We start from the raw sequence: 19,827 nt of genomic DNA on the forward strand, positions 1-19,827 counted from the left end.
CACTTCCATACTTCTACAAATCGAGCCTAATACGCCACAAAGGAACTTTCGACTTGAGCGACGACTTCCCCCTGGGGTTACTGTTCGGCCTGCTAGCCATACTGATACTGCTGTCTGCCTTTTTCTCCAGTTCTGAAACAGGCATGATGTCGATAAACCGCTATCGACTTAGCCACCAAGCGAACAGCGGTGATCGCCGCGCCAAACGTGTTATGCGCTTGTTAACACGCCCCGACCGATTGATTGGCGTCATCCTAATTGGCAATAACTTCGTCAATAATTTAGCCGCCTCGATTGCTACCATCATCGCTATTCACTTCTTTGGTGATGTTTCAGGCCCCGCTATTTCTACTGCACTGCTGACGATTACGATTCTTATTTTTGCCGAAGTCACGCCTAAAACCTACGCGGCTATCAAACCTGAGCGAATCGCTTACCCCACCTCGCTGGGCCTGGAGCCACTGCTCAAACTACTTTATCCCTTGGTGTGGCTAGTCAACGTTATCTCTAATGGCCTGTTGCGCCTTATGGGCGTTAAAAGCGTTGAGAACGGTGGTGACAGCCTAACCCGCGATGAACTACGCACCGTCGTCCATGAAGCAGGCACACTTATTCCCTATCGTCACCGTGCTATGCTGCTGTCGATTCTTGACCTTGAGAATGTCACGGTTAACGACATCATGGTGCCAAGGCACGAAGTGCTGGGCATCGACCTCGACGACACGCTGGAAGATATCCTGACCCAGATCCGCACCAGTCAGCACACTCGATTACCCGTATACAAAGGCGATATCAACAATATTATTGGCATGTTGCACCTACGCAACGCAGCGCGTTTTTTATCGCGCAGCGAAGTCACCAAAGCGGCAATTGTCCAAGAAGCGCGGGAACCGTATTTCATTCCAGAATCCACGCCGTTGCATACCCAACTGTTGAACTTCCAAAAACAGAAGCGCCGCATTGGCATCGTGGTGGATGAATACGGCGACGTAGAAGGCTTGGTAACGCTCGAAGATATTCTTGAGGAAATTGTCGGGGAATTTACTACCGACGTCTCAGAGGATGAAGAGATCCATCAGCAAGATGATGGCAGCCATGTGATTGAAGGCACGGCCAACATCCGAGAAATCAACAAAATGCTGGGCTGGCAACTGCCTACCGATGGCCCTAAGACCCTGAATGGCTTAATTCTTGAGCACCTGGAAGCATTTCCGGAAGGGCCTGCCTGTTTACAGATCGGCAATACGCGGATGGAGATTTTAGAAATCCGCGACAACCTAATCACCTCGGCACGCTGCTGGCAAAAGCTGCGCCTTGCACGTCGCTAATCTACTATTGCGCCAGACGGTGCGACTTTGTGGCTGAGACAGAGGTGATATAGCAGATATCGTTTAACGGTGGGCGATTTCGCTATCGCCTGCCGCCTTCAGCGCCCTCACCCGGGTTTCTAAATAGCGACGCAACGCAACACCTTCTACCTCATGAATTGAGACAGGTGGGCCAAAGTGAAGACTGACCGGGGCACGAAAACGCGATGGCCATTTTTTGAGCGCTTTGCCACCGTAGTGTGACGTCCAAGACCCCCACAACCCCGCTAAACCAGCGGGAATTACCGGCACATTATCGCGGGCAAGAATAGTTTCGAGTCCGCGCCGAAAGTTATGAATTTCGCCGTCAGGGGTTATCCGCCCTTCAGGGAAGACCATCACAACGTCACCTGCCCGCAACGCTTGGCTTACTTCATCCAGCGTCCGACGCAACGCCCCAGGGCTGTGCCGCTCTGACTCAATCGGAATCGCGCCCACTAGCTGAAACCACCACTTTAGCCAGCGAGACTCAAAAATAGGCTGATCCATCACAAACCGCAGCGGCCTGGGGCTACCGCCGCCAAGCACCAGCGCGTCCATAAAACTGACATGATTACACACCACTAACGCCGCGCCGTTTTTAGGCAGATAGTCTTGCCCATGAACAGAGAAGCGGTAGCATATCCGCATAACCACATAGATAACGCGACGCAGTAAGCAGCGAATCATTTTCAACCACCACGTCACGTCCCTGCCTCCCGGTGGCGAAGGCCAGCCAGCACTGTGCTCATTAGCTGATCCAGTAGTTCATCCACCTTTAGCTGCTGCCCTTGCCAATAACCTAGGCGCTCATTTAGCCCAAGTTGTACCAAGCCATGCACACTTCCCCAAAGAGTACGACCAAGGCGTCGTGCCTCCAGGTCGTCTAATGCTGGCTGATACTGTTTTAGCGATGTTTCTACTTGAGTGAACAGCGCTTCAATCAGGTCGCTCTGGCGCTGGTCCAATTCACCTTCTTGGGCGAGAGGATAATCAAATAACAGTTGCCAGCGATAGCAACCCTGTTCAGCGAAACGCCAATAAGCAAGTGCTAACGAGCGCAGCCATGGCTCCGGATCATCTTCTGCCAGGCTAGTAATGGTATGCTGTAAGCGTGCCAGCGTTTCAACGTTGACGTACTGCAATAAGTTATTAAAGCTGCCATATAATTTCAGCAGCGTACTTGGCGCGCAACCCACTTCTCTGGCCAGGGCACGCAGTGATAAACCATGGACTGGCTGCTTAGCCAACCACTCATCACAAGCGTGCATGACCTGCGCGTGAAGGGCATCGGGCGCATGCTGTCTAGGACGGGCCATGGCGATCTCTTAAGGTCAGCGGCAAACAGGAGGAGGCCTCATCGCGCTTTAGCGTGAGCAAGGGATACGCTAGGATACCTTACATCGAACACTGTTTTCGACACTAAAACACGACATTTAACCTAATGTTGTGCCACCCCGCCATTTTGCACCATCACTTCCCCTATTTCGCATAAGGAGACAGGCATGACGGGACGCCTTCACGTACAGCGCCTCGCGCTATCACGCCTTGTACCCTCGCTTACTAATGCTGAACCACTGATCGAATCGCCTAACCTAGCACCCCGCCAGCCTGTCTCGGCAATACGCCTTGAACAGGGCCGCCACCAGCTTCAGCCATTATTCTGGGGGCTTACCCCTCCTTGGCTAAAAGTACTCGACCACGCCCCCCATTGCGCCAGAGCAGAAACCCTTAACCAACGTGCCATGTTTAGCGAAGCGTTTAGCGCTCGACGCTGCGTCATTCCCGTTAGCGGATTTTATATCTGGAAAATACAAGCACACAGCAAACAACCCTACTTAGTCACCCACGTTAATCGGGGGCCACTCTTATTGGGCGCGTTATGGTGCCGCTACCACACAACGCTCACCGCCTTTACTGACTCGACGGCGCTAATCAGCGTGCCAGCCAACGCTTGCCTTTCTTCACTTACAGACCGCTTACCCGTTGTCATCCCCCCAGACGCCCTAACGCGCTGGCTGGATCCAACAACCCCTGCTGAATCACTCAATTCATTATTAATGCCCGCGCCATTGGAACTGTTAGGCGCTTTTCCGGTATCAAAACATGTTAATAACCCTGCCTATCAGTCATTGTCTTGCGCCCATCCGGTGGGTCCAATGCTGCGCTGGGCTGTGTCATAGGAGCCGTAATGTTGCGATCTAATGAACCTCTGCCCAACCACTACGCTGCACGGCAGGCCCTTATCGGCGTTGTCATAGGCGTTGCTTGGTACGTGCCCTCTTTCGCCTTTGCTGAAAATACGGCACTTACTCCAGACACCCCTGTAAAAGACGCCATTACCCCTATCGTCAGCCCTTTTGATGAACGCGACTATCGCGTGCTGACGCTAGAAAATGGCCTTCAAGCGTTACTTGTGAGCGACCCAGACGCCGATAAAGCCGCTGCCTCGATGAACGTTCGCGTTGGCAGCGCTCAAGACCCTGACGACCTGCAAGGGCTAGCCCACTTCTTAGAGCATATGCTGTTTTTGGGCACTGAACCGTACCCTCAGTCTGATGCCTATCAGCGCTATATTTCGGATAATGCAGGCTCCCACAACGCGTTTACCGCCCAGCAAGATACCAACTATTTTTTTGATATTGAGCCTTCAGCGCTGCCGGGCGCATTGGATCGTTTTAGCGAATTTTTCCTTTCACCGCTGTTTAACGCCGACCAGTTGGAAAGCGAACGAAATATTGTTCACTCTGAGTACATGGCTCGCATTCGCGATGAATCCCGCCGTGAAAACGATGTACTGAACCAGTTACTCAACCCAGATAATGCCACCACGGGCTTTGCAGTTGGCAGCCGTGACACCCTGGCAAGCCCACCGGAAGGTGAGGCCACCCTGCGTGAGCGAGTGATTGATTTTTATCATCGCTACTATGATGCCAACGTAATGAAGTTGGCTATTGTTGCCCCCCAGCCGCTTGATACCCTTGAAGCACTGGTAGTGGAACGCTTTGCCAGCCTTCCAGATAACGACCTAAGCGTCCCAACCATTGACGCACCGCTGGTCGATCCAGACACGCTGCCTCGCTACATTGAACGTCAGTCATTACAGGATCGCCGTCAGCTACGCTTCTATTTCCCGATTCCTGATCCTACCGACGACTACCGTACCAAACCAACTCAGCTAATTTCCCATCTGCTTGGCGATGAAGGTGACGGCAGTTTATTGGCAGCGCTACGCAAAGAGGGTCTTGCAGATGCACTTTCGGCGGGAGTGGGCCGAGGAGACGGCAATGAAGCTCTGTTTACTGTTTCCATTAGCTTAACGCCTGCTGGTGCGCAGCGGCTGGACGATATCGAGGCCACGCTGTTTGCTGCCATTGAGCAAATACGTAAGGAAGGATTGGCTGAATGGCGTTACGAAGAACAACAAAACCTAAATGAACAAGCATTTCGTTTTCAGCAGCATGGCGCACCGCAGCAGGAAGCCACTCGCTTAGCCATGAGTCTTTCTCGCTATCCAGTGGATGATGTGCAGTATGCGCCTTATCGGATGGATGGCATGGATAGTGAGCGCCAGCAGGTGTATCTCGATGCGCTGACACCAGACAACATGCTGCGCTTCTACTCGGCGCCGGATGTAGAAAGTGACACCATCTCCCCCTGGTTCAACACCCAGTGGAAAGAACTCCCCCCCACCCAGCCAGGCCAAACACTTGGTGGTTTAGCGCTACCTGAACCCAACCCTTTTATCGCCAGCGACCTCACCCTCAAGGCGGGACAAGACGAGCGCCCTGAGACGTTGATTGATGTGCCTTCGTTTACCGCATGGCACATGCAAGATAGCCGCTTTAACACCCCAAGCGTTGAGTGGCGAGTAAGCCTTCAACACCCCAGCGCCAGCTACTCACCAGAAGAAGCGGTCCTTACCCGTCTCTTAGCGGGTTGGTTAAATGACAGTCTAAACGAGTCGTTATATCCAGCCTGGTTGGCTGGCCAATCGTTCAGTGCCTATCCTCACGGACGTGGTATTACGCTGTCGTTTTCAGGCTGGCGGGATGGCCAAACGCCACTGATAGAGCAGGCGATTGAGCAGCTTAAGCACGCCGATATTTCCCCCGGCGCTTTTGAACGTGTGCGTTATCAATTTCAGCGCGAGTGGCGCAATGCTCCCCAAGCATCGCTTTATGGCCAAGCAAGCCGTGCACTGGGCGAAGCATTATTGACCCCTCAGTGGTCAACGGCTGAATTACTTGACGCCAGCCAGCGGTTAGAGCGTCACCATTTGGAAAACTTCCGAAAACGGTTTTTAGATGCGCTATACATTGACGCAATGGCCGTTGGTAATCTGGACCAAGATCTAGCGCGTAAGCAAGCTAATGTAATACGCGGAGCGTTAACGCCGCGCCTCACTCGTGAAGACATTCCAACGCTTGAACCGCTCCAGGTAAGCAATGAATCTGCCGTGCTCCACCCCCACAGCACCCGTGAGGAGTCACTTGTGCTGCGTTATTTGCAGGGCCGCGACAAGACCGCTGAAGAGCAGGCACGCCTTAGCGTGTTGGCTCAGTGGTTGGACACACCCTTTTATCAGCAACTGCGTACCGAGGAGCAGCTTGGCTATATTGTTAATGCGGGCTATTCCCCCCTGCTAGAAGCGCCGGGTATTGCCTTGGTAGTGCAGTCGCCGGATGTTGAAAGCGGTGTGATCGCCGAGCGCATGGACGCCTTTATGGCAGCAGCAGGCGAGCGCCTGAACACACTAACCGAGGAAGCGTTAGCACCACATCGTCAAGCCGTTCATTCTCGTTTGACCCAACGAGACACGAGCTTACAGGGCATGGCAAACCGCTACTGGCAAGCCACAGCACTGGAGGACGTGCGCTTTGATCGCCGTGAACAACTTGCCACACTAGCGTTGGATGTTAGCGTGCGAGAACTGCAAGCACTGTGGCCTACTCTTCAATCACACCAGTTAGATATTCGCTATAACCCTGGCGATTCGCCCAGTGATATCACTCCCTACCGAGAAGCACGCGTGCCGTTTACCGACCCACGCTAAGTACTGATTTAGCTAAACCAAACCCACCAGCTCAGGCATCAAATGCCTGAGCTGGCATCATCGCCTCAACGTACATCACCACCTCTTCCAACACCTGGCGCTCATGATCTGACAAGGGCTGCTGGTTATAACGCTCTATTTCACGCGCAAATGCTTTCAGCGTAAAGCCTGACAAGGCCGGATCATTAATACGCATCCAGCGAAACGCCTCCCACTGCTCACGCTCTTCTCCCTCAAGCGTTTCAGGGTAGCTGCGCGCACGGTAGCGAAATAGCATTTCTTCTAGGCGCGGGTCTTGAAAAGCAAAGCGTTGACCGACTAAATCCCAAGGATCCATCGCCAGAGCTCGCTCCATCTGCTGGCGGTCAGCGGCAGAGAAAAAGCTACCGGAATAAAGCATTAAGTCAGGGTCTTGAGGCTCCTCTTCGTATCCCGCGTTAAACACCTCAGCGACTTTTTGAGCCACGCCGCTGGCCTCACGCAGTATTTTCCAATGCGCGCGGCAGGCATCAATATCAATCGCTAACCGCTCAACAATCGTGCCGTAGCCGCCTTTGTGTGGGCCATCCGCATCTTTTAATGCTGTCGCCGGAAAGATTACCGGGCAGCGATTAATGTGGATGACTTTCAGCGGTATACGCACCTCTCCCTCGGAAAGATCCTGCTGACTGACAAAGACACGCTCCCGGATTTGTTCAGCACTCATGGCTAGCAGATCACTAGGATCAACGCTTAAATCGTAAACAATAACCCCATTAGGGTTGGTGGGATGCTCGGCCAACGGCATCACCAACGCGCTGCAACCACGGCTAGCTGGGTAGCGACGAGAAATATGTAAAAGCGGTTTAGCGCTGGGCAAATCCAGCTGTTTAGCTACTGCACGTTTGCCGCGCAACCCCAGCAGATAGTCAAAAAGCCGTGGATTTCGAGCTTTCAACAAGCGCGCCAGGGCAATCGTAGCACGTACATCTGCCACCGCATCATGAGCGCCTTCATGGGCAATATTATTGGCCGCTGTTAAGTGTTCAAGTTTAAAGCTAGGCGCACCATCTTCCCGCTGCGGCCACTCAATGCCATCCGGCCGCAGGGCATAAAACGCGCGCACAACATCAATCAAGTCCCAACGGGAATTGCCGTTCTGCCACTCACGGGAATAAGGATCAAGAAGATTGCGATAAAATAGATGGCGGGAAACTTCATCGTCAAAGCGAAGGCTGTTATAGCCCACCACACAGGTGCCTGGCTCACTCATAAAGCCTTGAACTTGGCGGGCAAACTCCCCCTCAGGCAAGCCTTTCCGCTGCGCTTTTTGCGGTGTTATACCTGTAATCAGGCAAGCAGCAGGATGCGGCAGGTAGTCATCGGCAGGTTTGCAGTAGAGCTCTATAGGCTCACCGATTTCATTTAGCTCGGCGTCAGTGCGTAATGCGGCAAATTGAGCGGGCCGATCGCGACGCGGATCGGCACCAAATGTCTCATAGTCATGCCAGAGAAAACTGACAGGGGCGGCATTAGGTGGCGCCATGGATGGATACTCCCTTGAGCGTGATTTCCTACCGACAAGCGACCAACCACTTGCCAGATGGGGGTACAAAAACCCAAGCCTAGCATACCCACAGTGCCTCTCGCCGCTCCTCTTAGAGTATCGCCTATGCTGTCGCGTCTGACGGGATTGCGATCAGCTTTTTGGCAGCGTTACGTTTAGCTCCAACACTGAGCAATTATCTTCACTATCAAGCGAAATTTGAATTGCGTCGTCATCAACATGGACATAACGACGAATAACTTCTAGCAGTTCGCGCTCAAGCAGCGGCATATAGTCAGGCTGACCACGCTGACTACGCTGATGCGCCACGATGATTTGTAATCGTTCTTTGGCCACCGAGGCGGATTTCTTGCGCTCACGCTTCAAGAACTCCAGCAGTTTCATCGACGACTACCCCCAAACATGCGGCTTAGCAAGCCTTTACGCTGCATTTCATGGAAACGTAATGGCATTTCCTCCCCTAACAATCGCGAGACAGTATCGAGATATGCTTGCCCAGCATCGCTCGAATCATCATGGGTCACGGGCACCCCCTGATTCGATGCACGCAGTACCGCTTCGGATTCAGGAATCAGTCCGAGCAAGTCAATGGCAAGAATTTCACGAATATCATCAAGCGTTAACATATCCCCCGAGGTAACACGGGAAGGGTTATAACGGGTAATAAGCAGATGCTCTTTAACAGGGTCCAAACTTTGTTCAGCGCGCCGCGTCTTGGAACCAAGCAATCCTAAAATACGGTCAGAGTCACGTACTGAGGAAACCTCAGGATTGGTCACCACAATCGCCTCATCGGCAAAATACATGGCGAGCTGCGCGCCTCGCTCAATACCCGCCGGGGAGTCGCACAAGATAAAGTCAAAATCTTGCTTGAGCTGTTCCAGTATTCGCTCAACACCGTCTTGTGTTAGTGCGTCTTTATCACGGGTCTGCGAGGCGGGCAGAATAAATAGGTTTTCAACGCGTTTATCGCGTATCAGTGCCTGATTAAGACCGGCTTCGCCCTGAATGACATTCACCAAGTCATAAACAACGCGGCGCTCGCACCCCATGATCAGATCAAGATTTCGCAAACCGACATCGAAATCAATAACCACGGTTTTTTTACCACGCAGGGCAAGTCCTGTTGAAATGGCAGCAGCACTGGTGGTTTTACCAACCCCCCCTTTGCCGGAGGTCACTACAATAATTTTGGCCAAGAGTCACTTCCTTCTTGAAGTCGTTCATCGCGAGCGCGTTTCAAGGGCCGCTTCACGCACAACGGAAACATCAATGTCAACAACACAACACTGTAACGTATAGCGCTTGCGACGTCGCTAGGCATGAAGCATCAATCCACACTCATGCGTTCGGGCTATCCCAGCGGCTTGATTTCCAACTGCTCTTTAGCAAAATGCACTTCAACCGCACGACCAAGTAACTGAGAGTCGATGTCTTCTAAGCGTTTATAGTTACCTGCTACAGAAAGAAGCTCTGCTTCTAGCTCTCGGCAATAGATGCCCGCGTGGGTATTGCCGTGGATACCCGCTAAAGCACGGCCACGGAGCGCACCATAAACGTGAATACTACCGGCCGCCAATACTTCAGCTCCCGCATTGACTGCGCCGATCACCACCAGATCCCCCTCTGACGCACTTACTTGCTGGCCAGAGCGAACTGTTCCACGAAATAAGCGTGTTGCTATCGCCCCGCTGGCATCTTGCTCAACAGACGGCGCTTTTTTTCCTACTGAGGCACTGGGGTCTGCTGAAGAACCAACGCTCTCCAACACCCTATTTCGCCCCTCTTCAACGGGGGCAAACCAACCAAGCCCTAATGCCCAAGCAGATTGACGTACTGGCTCCGCACCGCCCCGTACCGCAACGGGAAGCAATTTGTGATCGCGACACACCGCACAAATGCGCTCAAGCGCTAAGTGAGGTTCATCGAGTTTTTCCACGCTTAGCACAACCGGTGTATGCTGAAAGAAGGCGGGAGATTGTGACAACTTGCCAGCTAGCTGACACCGTATATGCTCTGGGTCAGCGCTGCTCAATTCCATGACGGTCATTGGCAGCATGCCACCTTTAAAGGTGAAGGCAATGTCGGCACTATTGGCGTTGAGGCTCATGGCCGAACTCCATGTCATGTTCAGGTAAGATAAAGGTAGCGCAATCTCGCGCTAGGCGCTGTGAAGAAGTATTAACCATCACAGTGCCTACAGCAAAGCTAAGCGACAGCGCCGATGACTGCAACTATCTGTCATCGGCAGTTCATTTTTTTCACGTTACGCGCCTCTCTGCAGGATGATCCATGCACGGACTGTTAAGACGCCTGTTCGCTCCTCGGTGGCAACACCCAGATCCCGAGGTGCGTCTCAAGGCACTCGACCAGCTTGACCCGCAACAACCAGAACAGCAACTCGCGCTAAAACAACTAGCGCAGGATAACGACAGCACTATCCAACTTGCTGCCCTACTGGCCCTTGATGACTTAACGGAGCTCGTCAACGCGCTGCCGAAGCATCATCAAGATGAGGCTTGGTTTAATTCTATTTGCCAGCGCCTATGCGGCACTCAGGGACACACCGATCTGCAAAAACGGCAGGCCATCGTGGCAGAACTATCGGAGCCACGCCTGCTTAACGCAATAGCGCTTCAGGGAGATAATCTCAATCTGCGGCTCACCGCATTAGAACAATTAACCGATGAGAACGACCTTGTTCATCAAGCCTGCCATAATGGCGTGGCCGCAGTGCGCCATCAAGCGGCCCAACGTATAGAAAGTGAGGAGAACCTCAAAAAACTGCTAAAGGAAGCACGGCGTGACCGTCAAGTCATTCGTCACGCACGAGAAAAGCTCACCCAGTTGCGCAATGATGCGGAGTGGCTAGCGGAACAGCAGGCACAGCGAGAACATCTGCTCGCCCAGCTTGAGCAGCACGCCAGAGCACCTTGGGAACCCTTGTATGGCGGCCGTTTCCGTCATTTAGAGCGGGAATGGCAGCGTCTTTCTCATCCGCCTAGCGTGGATCAGGAGCAGCGCTTCCATCAAGCATTACTCAGCTGTCGAAAAACACTGCACCATCATGAGACACAAGAACAAGCGCGCCTACAGAGTATTGCTCATCGTGAAGAGATCGAGCGTACCCGTGACCAATTGCTAGAAGGCATTGAAGAAACGTTAGAAGGACTAACCCACGCAGAACAACTCACGGTTCAAGATATCGATAGTTTGCGGGCGCAGCGCCAACTATTAAGCCAACGCTGGCAATCCCTATCAGACCAACACCCACCAGGCGACACCACCCAGCAACGCTATAGTAACGCACTGAAACGCTACGAAGCGTGCATGGAAGCATGGCAGCGCTGGCAGGCCGTTAGCTCAGACATAGAAACAGCCATTGCCAATCAGGATAATGCAGCCGTTGCCAAGTACGTCAAGCAGTGCGCTTGGCCTAAGCACTTAACGCCGCCGGCACTACTGACACATGCAAAAGCATTAAAAGTTGCTGACGACGCTAGCAAGCCCAGTCCAGCCGCGACACTTAATGCGCTCAGCGCCGACGTGGACAATTTTGAGCACTTGCTAGAACGCGGCGCCTTTAAGAGCGCCAGCCGCCTCTATCAACGTCTCAAGCCATCGGTTGAGGAACTAACGGGTGAAGAAGCCAAGCCGCTAAAAGCACGCGTGAAACAGCTAAGCGCACGGTTAGCAGAACTGCGTGATTGGCGCGGCTTTGTGGCCGGCCCTAAACGCGAGCAGCTCTGCGCGAGTATTGAAGCACTGGCTGATGATCACCACATGGCGGAAGCTGCTTTAGATCGCCATCATCGCCAGTTGGTAAAAGAGTGGAAATCCCTCGGCGACGCCGCTGCTAACCGCGAACAGTCGGCACGCTTTCGCGCAGCCTCTGATCGCATCCATGAACGACTGGCTTCCTGGCGAGAACAGCTGAATCAAGAGCGTGACGCCAACCTTAAAGGCCGTGAAGCGCTGTGCGAACAGCTTGAAACACTGCTTGATCAGCCCGCAGAAGATGCCGACCCTGACATATTGCGCGAAATCCGAGACAAAGCCCGCCATCAGTGGCGCCACTACTCCCCGGTGCCGCGAGATCAGTCAGAAACCGTTGGCCGTCGCTTTGGCGCCATTCGTCATCGTCTTCAAGCGCTGATTGACCAGCGAGCGGAACAGATCGCTAGCCAAAAGCGCCTGCTTATCGAACAAGCGAAACGCTTACTAGACGACACCGAGCAACCCTTGGCTGCCCGCATTACGCATACAAAACAGCTACAGCAGCAGTGGCGTGCACTAGGCCGCGCCCCTAAAGGCGAAGAACAAGCTCTATGGAAAGCCTTCCGTCATACCTGCGACCAGTTATTTGCTCAGCGTGACGCCCACAAGCATGAGCAGGCAGCGCGACAGCAGCAAACACTTGATCAACTGCAAATACTGATTGACGAAATGGATAGCTGGCAGCCGACCCAAGCTAAAGAGTCTGCGACCCTTGACACCTACCTCAACAGCATTAGCCAGCTTGAACCGTTGCCGCGTAACCGGCGCAGTGACGGCATGCAGCGCCGTCTCAGCGGTATTATAAGAGCCAAGCGTGAACGTTTAAGCCGTCTGGAAATTGCCCATACCGTGCAACAATGGCAAACCGCGTTACCGCTGATAAATGCCCATCTTGCTGCGGATCAACAAGCGCTGGCTGGCGAACAGCCACACGCAATTGATGCCAAAGAAGTATTGAGCGAGGGGCTGCCCACTATATTTACGGAGGCACATCAACAGCGCAATCATGCACGGCTAACCACCTCAATCCCCCTATCGGCCGAAAAACATGCCGAATTGGAAGATAGCCTGGCGCGTTTAAGAGTGCACTTGTCACTGCTGGCACTTGGCAGTGTCAAACAGCGTGATGAACCACTCAGGTTGGCTATTCAAGTAGAGCGGTTAAATGAGGGAATCAATAACGAACGCAACCGCTCGGATGAGATTATCGATATATTAGCGTCACTAATGGCATTAGGCCCGATGCCTGACCCACTGTGGCGTAAAGAAGCAGAGGAGTTTAATCACCTGTTTAATCACCTCGCAAGGGTGCCTCACCCATAGCTTCTTATCACCCAAAGACGTTAACGGGAGGCGATCAGCCTCCCCTTTAGACACAACTCTTGTGAAGAAAACAGCGTCATAGCCCAGGGCGGTTTAGCCCATGAATTGACCACCGTTAATGTCAATATTCGCGCCGGTAATAAAGCCAGACTCTTTATCTGCCAGAAACGTTACCAGCCGACCGATTTCCTCTGGCGTGCCATAACGCTTCACTGGAATGGTTTCACGAATGGCTTCACGCACCTGCTCAGGAATTTTCATAATCATATCGGTCGCAATATAACCAGGCGATACCGTATTGACGGTAATGCCTTTGGTTGCAGTTTCTTGCGCCAACGACATGGTTAACCCATGCATGCCCGCTTTAGCAGCTGCATAGTTCACCTGCCCAAACTGACCTTTACGCCCATTGATAGAAGAAATATTGATGATGCGCCCATAACCTTGCTCCAGCATCATCTCAATCACACTGCGGCATGTATTGAAGACGCTATTAAGGTTGGTATCAATTACTTGATGCCACTGCTCATAGGACATCTTCTTCATAGTTCCATCACGAGTAATACCAGCACAGTTGACCAACACACTGATCGGCCCATGCTTTTCATGAATCTCGCGGGCGCCTTCCAAGCAGGCATTATGGTCGGAAAGATCAACACCCGATAACGCAATGTTGTCATAACCGGCGGCTTTCTGAGCTTCCAGCCAGGTTTTGGCTTTTTCGGGATTATGATATCCCGCCACCACCAAATAACCCGCATCCGCCAACGAATGACAAATTGACGTTCCGATTCCACCAGTTCCACCGGTTACCCAGGCGACGGGGACTTGATTAGCCATTGACTACCTCCCTGACATGACGAAAAGCTTGGACACTGAGCACTAGCGTGGTGTCACAAACCCTTCTAAATAAGCGCCGTAGCGCTTTAGTATTCACAGCGCATCGTATTGTTAATATGACGACACACTGACAGTAAGCTTTTTTTTATCCCTATTGGAAGCATAGCTTTACTATGACAATGTTGCAGCACGATGAAAGTCGCAAGCAAGCATAGAAGCGTTTTATGCATGGGGTTGACTTCGCGCCAAATATGCGTAGAATACGCAACACGTTGATGCGGGGTGGAGCAGTCTGGTAGCTCGTCGGGCTCATAACCCGAAGGTCATCGGTTCAAATCCGGTCCCCGCTACCAATATTTTGAAAGGCAGATCAGTTACTTACTGATCTGCCTTTTTTGTTGCCTGTCATTCCAAAAAGCTCTGTGCCCAAATTGTGCCCACACCGTGCCCATTTTTAAAAATGCCTATTGGTAGGTAAAAAAGGCTGCGACCTTCAGGCACCGAACAATTGATTCAGCATTTCCTTCTTTTTCTTTCCTACCGAGTTAAGGCGCAGGTTCTGGACTGGTCTCCTTGATGTGAGTCACTAGCTGTTCGATCTCACAATCAAAGTAGTAGCAAAGCCTATCGAGATTATCTGTCACCGTGCTGTGGCCTGGGTGATTGATAATTTTCGATAACGTCATCCGGTTGATGCCCGTTTCTTTCGCTATCTCCCCGATCGTAATTCTGCGCCGCTCGGCAAATTCCTTCTCTGCAATCAACTCTTTTAAGTGATACCGAATCATCGTCTTCTCTATTATTGATCATAAAAATTATCAAAAAGTGCTTGAAATAATCATTTGATTGTATATATTTCTAATCGAGCGATTAAAAATATTATCAAATGATCACCGCATGAGGAGATAATCTCATGGACTGCACTTTTCTGACAACGGAAGAACTCGCCTCACGTATCAAATACGATGCGCGCACTATCCGCCAGCAACTCAAAGACAGCGTGCTCATTGAAGGCACCCATTACATCCGTCCCTTTGGGCGTCGGAAAATTCTGTATATCTGGGAGGCTATCCAAGAAGAAATGCTGCAAGCAACACCTCGCCAACAACAAGTCGCCATACCGATGGCGAATGGAGGAGTCTGCCATGGGTAAGGTGCGCGCGCGCAAGGAAAGCAAAAAGCTTTTTATTGACTTTCGGTTTGACGGCCAGCGCTTTCGTGAGCAGACCCTGCTTGACGATAACGCCAAAAATCGCAAACAGCTGGAGCTGCTGTTACAGCGCATGGAAGCAAAGATGCTGCTAGGCGAATTCAATTATGCAGAGTTTTTCCCCAACAGCAGCAATTTACAGAAACTGAAAGGCCACCAGCAAGCTCCTACCACTGAGCATCAAGATGCAGTGGCTTTAGACACACCACTCTTCAACGACTTTGCTGAGCAGTGGTTTGAGGAGAGCAAGATCCAGTGGCGTGCTTCCCACGTGCGCAATGTGCGCTCGATCTTGGATAGCTCGCTGAAGCCCGCATTCGGTAAAAAGCCCATTGGTGATATAACCAAGGCCGACATCATGGGGTTTCGCGCCAAGCTGGCCAAGCGCAAAGGGCGTGGCAGCACGGGGCTCGTATCGCCAAAGACTATCAACAGCCATATGACCATTCTTCGCATGGTGCTGGATGAAGCTGCCGAGCGATTCGATTTCGAGACGCCCTACAAAAATATCAAACCGTTAAAGCTACAGAAGACGCACATCGAGCCCTTCTCGCTCCATGAAGTCCACCGCATCATCGATAACGTGCGCCCCGACTATCGCAACTACTACACGGTGCGCTTTTTTACCGGTATGCGTACCGGTGAGATAGATGGATTGAAGTGGAAAAATGTCGATTTCGCTAAACGAGAAATCTTGGTGCGCGAGACATTGATAAATGGCGAAACGGAATACACCAAGACCGATGGCTCCCAGCGTGAAATCCCCATGTTTGGGCAGGTATATGACGCCTTAAAAACGCAGTACGCCGCGACTGGGCGTATGAGCCAGTACGTGTTCTGCAATCAACTGGGACAGCCGCTTGATCACAACAACGTGACGAAACGCGTGTGGTATCCCCTACTACGGTCACTGGGGCTTTCCAAACGCCGCCCGTACCAAACGCGTCATACTGCCGCGACGCTGTTTCTAGCCTCGGGTGAGAATCCAGAGTGGGTAGCGCGCATGTTAGGCCACAGTTCAACCGAGATGCTGTTTAAGGTCTATTCGCGCTATGTGCCTAATGCCACCCGTATGGACGGCTCAGCCTTCGAGCGTTTATTAGGCAATGCCACGTCCACCAAGCCCGAGAAGGAGCACCGCCATGAAACTGCCTAATCAACAAGCTCCAGCACACCTGTCTCGCACTTTTACGGGCACTTATCGCCTTACGGGGCGCGTGGTGGAGTTCGACAATGCAAAAACGCCTTTTCTAAAACTTCGGCTAAGCGACTGCGAAGGTGATCGTATCGCAATGCTGAATTTGGCCAAGACACACGTACCTGAGCGCATTGGCCATTTGGATTTTGTTACTGCATCAGGAGTAAAGTGCTTATCAGGCCAATTCCTACTTGATGAGTTCCGCAAGGCGACCCGTGAGGAAGTCCACTCACTGGACACGCTACAATCGTTACCACGTGTGTACTCCCCCGCACCAGCGGTGTTCGATCAATTAGTGAAGACCGTACAGTCGCTTCAATCAGAGCAACTCCGGGCGTTTTTAACGCGGGTACTGGAACGTAAGGACCGTATCGAGGCGTTTCTGAATGCACCCGCCAGCGTGACCTACCACCACGCCTATGCAGGTGGGTTGCTAGAGCATTCGCTGAACGTCGCGAATAATGCTGTTGCCATGCTGCGCTTAAATGAGCCTTCCATGCCACGCTTAATGCAGGAAACGTGCTTTGTAGCGGGGCTGTTGCACGATATTGGTAAGACGTATACCTACGACTCGAAAGGCAAGCCTAACGCGGCGTGGAAGCTCTGTAGCCACGATGCATTTACCCTTGAAGCCTGTGCATACGGTCTTGCCTACTTAGATCAACATGAGCTCGATATCGCGATGACCTTACGTCATATTTGGACATGTGCCTCACCGGGTGCACGCTACGGCCAGAAAGCAGCCATAACACTTGCTCGTTATATCCGCGATGCCGATGGGCAAAGTGCAATGGCCGATAACCAAATACGAGCGTTTCGCTCCAAAAACCACTGGGGCTTCGGTCGTATTGGTCAAAATGTTTTCTGGCGACCAGAGATATCAGTTTTATAGTCTCAATAATGCTGTATGAGATATCACTCTAAAGTCGCCAATGCTGTCGCGTGGCGGCTTTTTTATGCGCTCTTTCTAGCTACTTTAGTAAAACTTGATTCTCAGAAACTCCTCCTGGTTGAACTTATAGCTAGAGAAGCGTTTGAGGGAGCTTGGTTCTATTACCAGCCTGAGCTGGCGCCTTGCCCTTTCATCATAAAAGGCGCTATCACAATACGTTCATCTCTGAAACCCCGATTCCCAGAAAAACGATAAGGATATCGTGAAATATAATTATGGAATAAAAGATATTTTTAATATTCTTTTATTGAATATTAAAACTGCCAACTGATCGGATACTCCTCGCTATGAATATTCAGCAACTGCGCATCGTACGCGAGACAGTGCGTCAGCACTTTAATCTTACTGAGGCGTCTAATGCCCTGTTCACCTCTCAGTCTGGGGCAAGTAAGCACATTCGAGATTTGGAAGAAGAGCTAGGCGTTGAGATTTTTGAGCGCAGGGGCAAGCGGATTCTTGGGCTGACTGTCGCAGGTAGCACTCTGATGGAATTCATCGAGCGCATTTTGCTTGATGTGGAAAATCTTAAACGTTCAGCCCATCAGCTTACCCATGTAGACCAAGGCAGCCTTGCCATTGCGACTACGCATACCCAGGCACGCTATGCCCTACCGCCAATCATTGCCCGCTTTAAGCAAGCATTTCCTAAAGTGCACTTGGAACTTCATCAATGCAGTCCTGAAGAAATTGTCTCAATGCTGAAAGCGGGCAAAGTGGATATCGGCATTGCCACTGAAGCCTTGCATGAAGAGGGGCAACTATTCGCTTGCTTTCCCTTCTACCACTGGTATCACGGCGTCGTGGTGCCAGAAGAGCATCCGCTCAATGACGGCTTACCATTAACACTTGAACGCATTACTGAACATCCGATTGTGACTTACCACGAAGGGTTTACTGGGCGTACCCGTATTGATACTGCATTTTCGGCGGCGGATGCATTCCCGGATATCGTGCTTACTGCCCTTGATGCAGATGTCATCAAGACCTATGTAGAGCTGGGCATGGGCGTTGGCTTGATCGCCTCAATGGCGTATCACGAACAGCGTGATCAGGGGTTAAAGCTACTAGATGCCAGCAGCCTATTCCCCCGTAACACTACTTATCTAGCGCTACGACGTGGCCATTTCTTGCGCAGCTATGCTTACCAGTTCTTAAAGCTTTGCCGCGACAATCTGGATGAAGAAACAGTTAACCAAGTGTTAGCAGGTCGCAGGGATTAGCTGGCGCTCACCACCTCCGTTTTTCATCTTTTCTAACCACCCATGACGAGCAGGTAATCACGCCACCTGATCGTTGTGGCTTTTCAATATGCCTAATTCCCCTACCTAAGCTCACTGGTTTTTAGTGGATGGCTAATCATAAAAAGATATAAGCAATCCACTTTTTATTCGTTAATTTGAATAATAGAGACCGTTAGGCTGTGCTTCATAACCTAAACAAACGATAGCTAAACAGCGAGCTGGAGCAACCTAATCATGGAAAAAAAAACGCCTGTAAACCCCTGGAAAAAATCTAAACTCACCGCCGCCATACTACTGGGTGGCGCAATACTCGCTAGCACAATGACGTTCAGCGCGACCGTTCAAGCGCAAAGCGAATCATTGCAAATACTCAACGTCTCCTACGACCCGACTCGCGAGCTTTATCGGGAGTACAACGATTGGTTCAGCAATTACTGGCAAGAACAGACCGGTGAAACTGTCACCATTCGGCAATCCCATGGGGGAGCGGGGTCTCAGGCCCGCGCGGTACTCGATGGCTTGGAAGCCGACGTTGTCACGCTCGCATTGGCGTATGACATTGATCAGTTCCATGAACGCTCTGATTTAATACCTGCGGATTGGCAGTCACGTCTTCCCAATAATAGCTCTCCTTATACATCCACTATCGTGTTGCTGGTGCGCGATGGCAACCCAAAGAACATTCAGGACTGGGATGACCTTGTTCGTGATGACGTTGAGGTAATCACCCCCAACCCGAAAACCTCCGGTGGCGCACGCTGGAATTATCTTGCCGCTTGGGGTTTCGCGTTAGATAAATTCGATGGCGACGAAGAGAAGGTTTTCGAATTCGTACGTGATATATACAAAAACGTGCCGGTACTTGACTCAGGAGCTCGCGGCTCGACTAACACCTTCGTTCAGCGTGGCATTGGAGACGTATTGCTCGCTTGGGAAAACGAGGCATTCTTGGCTACCGAACAGCTTGGTCAGGGCGATTTTGAGATTGTCGTGCCGTCGGTAAGCATTCTCGCAGAACCGCCTGTGACAGTGATTGATAAAAACGTCGACGCTCATGGAACCCGCGAGGTGTCTACCGCCTATTTGGAGCAACTCTATTCTGATGAGGCTCAGCGCCTGGCAGGCAAACATTATTACCGCCCATCCAATGAGTCCATTGCTGAAGAGTTTGCTGATCAGTTCCCTGAAGTAGAGCGTTTTACAGTTGATGAGGTGTTTGAAGGCTGGACGAATGCTCAAGAAACACACTTCAATGACGGTGGTCGTTTCGATGACATTCTCGAACAGGTCGGCAATCCCACCAATTAAAGTAGGTTGATACTTTCAATCCCCAGGCTG

Annotated in this window: 17 protein-coding genes and 1 tRNA gene; 10 read left to right on the forward strand and 8 right to left on the reverse strand. The window is 51.6% G+C overall.

Going from position 1 to position 19,827, the window contains the following annotated elements:
* Window positions 1–53: 53 nt before the first annotated feature.
* Complete coding sequence (locus CR46_RS0116215) at window positions 54–1,328, forward strand: HlyC/CorC family transporter (protein WP_030074432.1); 1,275 nt, start codon at window positions 54–56, stop codon at window positions 1,326–1,328.
* Between the two features lie 63 nt (window positions 1,329–1,391).
* Here CR46_RS0116215 and CR46_RS0116220 read toward each other — a convergent pair whose 3' ends face one another.
* The gene (locus CR46_RS0116220; RefSeq protein WP_406567281.1) at window positions 1,392–2,036 is read right to left on the reverse strand and encodes a 1-acyl-sn-glycerol-3-phosphate acyltransferase; all 645 of its coding nucleotides are present in this window, start codon (window positions 2,034–2,036) and stop codon (window positions 1,392–1,394) included.
* A gap of 14 nt (window positions 2,037–2,050) precedes the next feature.
* Window positions 2,051–2,665, reverse strand: coding sequence for a TetR/AcrR family transcriptional regulator (locus CR46_RS0116225; protein ID WP_030074436.1), 615 nt, complete (start codon window positions 2,663–2,665; stop codon window positions 2,051–2,053).
* 186 nt (window positions 2,666–2,851) lie between these two features.
* On the opposite strand from CR46_RS0116225, the gene CR46_RS0116230 reads away from it, so the two are divergent.
* Both CR46_RS0116230 and CR46_RS0116235 read left to right on the forward strand, forming a co-directional pair.
* Window positions 2,852–3,529 carry an SOS response-associated peptidase gene (locus CR46_RS0116230; protein WP_030074438.1) on the forward strand — a complete coding sequence of 226 codons (678 nt, stop codon included), beginning with the start codon at window positions 2,852–2,854 and terminating at the stop codon, window positions 3,527–3,529.
* Between the two features lie 8 nt (window positions 3,530–3,537).
* A complete protein-coding gene (locus CR46_RS0116235; protein WP_030074439.1) occupies window positions 3,538–6,402 on the forward strand; it encodes an insulinase family protein in 2,865 nt (954 codons plus the stop codon).
* A gap of 31 nt (window positions 6,403–6,433) precedes the next feature.
* Here CR46_RS0116235 and sbcB read toward each other — a convergent pair whose 3' ends face one another.
* The 4 genes from sbcB to minC all read right to left on the reverse strand — a co-directional run bounded on the left by sbcB (window position 6,434) and on the right by minC (window position 10,058).
* Window positions 6,434–7,927 (reverse strand): exodeoxyribonuclease I, encoded by a 1,494-nt coding sequence (gene sbcB, locus CR46_RS0116240; RefSeq protein WP_030074440.1) that lies wholly within the window; start codon window positions 7,925–7,927, stop codon window positions 6,434–6,436.
* Window positions 7,928–8,080: 153 nt separating this feature from the next.
* On the reverse strand, window positions 8,081–8,332 hold the full coding sequence (gene minE / locus CR46_RS0116245; RefSeq protein ID WP_016915987.1) for a cell division topological specificity factor MinE: 252 nt from the start codon (window positions 8,330–8,332) through the stop codon (window positions 8,081–8,083).
* On the reverse strand, window positions 8,329–9,147 hold the full coding sequence (gene minD, locus CR46_RS0116250; RefSeq protein ID WP_030074442.1) for a septum site-determining protein MinD: 819 nt from the start codon (window positions 9,145–9,147) through the stop codon (window positions 8,329–8,331). The genes minE and minD overlap by 4 nt, the downstream gene beginning before the upstream one ends.
* A gap of 155 nt (window positions 9,148–9,302) precedes the next feature.
* Window positions 9,303–10,058, reverse strand: a complete 756-nt coding sequence (gene minC / locus CR46_RS0116255; protein WP_030074444.1) for a septum site-determining protein MinC — start codon at window positions 10,056–10,058, stop codon at window positions 9,303–9,305.
* A 182-nt stretch (window positions 10,059–10,240) separates the two neighbouring features.
* On the opposite strand from minC, the gene CR46_RS0116260 reads away from it, so the two are divergent.
* Window positions 10,241–13,048: a DUF349 domain-containing protein gene (locus tag CR46_RS0116260; RefSeq protein ID WP_030074445.1), complete on the forward strand. Its 2,808-nt coding sequence runs from the start codon at window positions 10,241–10,243 to the stop codon at window positions 13,046–13,048.
* A 93-nt stretch (window positions 13,049–13,141) separates the two neighbouring features.
* Here CR46_RS0116260 and phbB read toward each other — a convergent pair whose 3' ends face one another.
* Window positions 13,142–13,888: an acetoacetyl-CoA reductase gene (phbB, locus tag CR46_RS0116265; protein WP_030074446.1), complete on the reverse strand. Its 747-nt coding sequence runs from the start codon at window positions 13,886–13,888 to the stop codon at window positions 13,142–13,144.
* 276 nt (window positions 13,889–14,164) lie between these two features.
* Here phbB and CR46_RS0116270 point away from each other — a divergent pair.
* Window positions 14,165–14,241 (forward strand) — tRNA-Met (locus CR46_RS0116270).
* A 192-nt stretch (window positions 14,242–14,433) separates the two neighbouring features.
* Here the strand turns inward: CR46_RS0116270 and CR46_RS0116275 are convergent.
* Complete coding sequence (locus CR46_RS0116275; RefSeq protein ID WP_030074448.1) at window positions 14,434–14,676, reverse strand: helix-turn-helix domain-containing protein; 243 nt, start codon at window positions 14,674–14,676, stop codon at window positions 14,434–14,436.
* Window positions 14,677–14,801: 125 nt separating this feature from the next.
* Here CR46_RS0116275 and CR46_RS0116280 point away from each other — a divergent pair, with 125 nt between their 5' ends.
* The 5 genes from CR46_RS0116280 to CR46_RS0116300 all read left to right on the forward strand — a co-directional run bounded on the left by CR46_RS0116280 (window position 14,802) and on the right by CR46_RS0116300 (window position 19,797).
* A complete protein-coding gene (locus tag CR46_RS0116280) occupies window positions 14,802–15,041 on the forward strand; it encodes a hypothetical protein (RefSeq protein ID WP_030074449.1) in 240 nt (79 codons plus the stop codon).
* Window positions 15,034–16,254 carry a site-specific integrase gene (locus tag CR46_RS0116285; protein ID WP_030074451.1) on the forward strand — a complete coding sequence of 407 codons (1,221 nt, stop codon included), beginning with the start codon at window positions 15,034–15,036 and terminating at the stop codon, window positions 16,252–16,254. Before CR46_RS0116280 ends, CR46_RS0116285 begins: the two co-directional genes overlap by 8 nt.
* Window positions 16,241–17,188, forward strand: a complete 948-nt coding sequence (locus CR46_RS0116290; RefSeq protein ID WP_030074452.1) for a TraI domain-containing protein — start codon at window positions 16,241–16,243, stop codon at window positions 17,186–17,188. The genes CR46_RS0116285 and CR46_RS0116290 overlap by 14 nt, the downstream gene beginning before the upstream one ends.
* Window positions 17,189–17,535: 347 nt before the next feature.
* Window positions 17,536–18,468 carry a CysB family HTH-type transcriptional regulator gene (locus CR46_RS0116295; RefSeq protein WP_030074453.1) on the forward strand — a complete coding sequence of 311 codons (933 nt, stop codon included), beginning with the start codon at window positions 17,536–17,538 and terminating at the stop codon, window positions 18,466–18,468.
* Window positions 18,469–18,723: 255 nt separating this feature from the next.
* Window positions 18,724–19,797, forward strand: a complete 1,074-nt coding sequence (locus tag CR46_RS0116300; RefSeq protein ID WP_084180517.1) for a sulfate ABC transporter substrate-binding protein — start codon at window positions 18,724–18,726, stop codon at window positions 19,795–19,797.
* Window positions 19,798–19,827: the final 30 nt, after the last annotated feature.

Source organism: Vreelandella neptunia (assembly GCF_000712975.1).
In the GTDB taxonomy this organism is placed as follows: domain Bacteria; phylum Pseudomonadota; class Gammaproteobacteria; order Pseudomonadales; family Halomonadaceae; genus Vreelandella; species Vreelandella qaidamensis.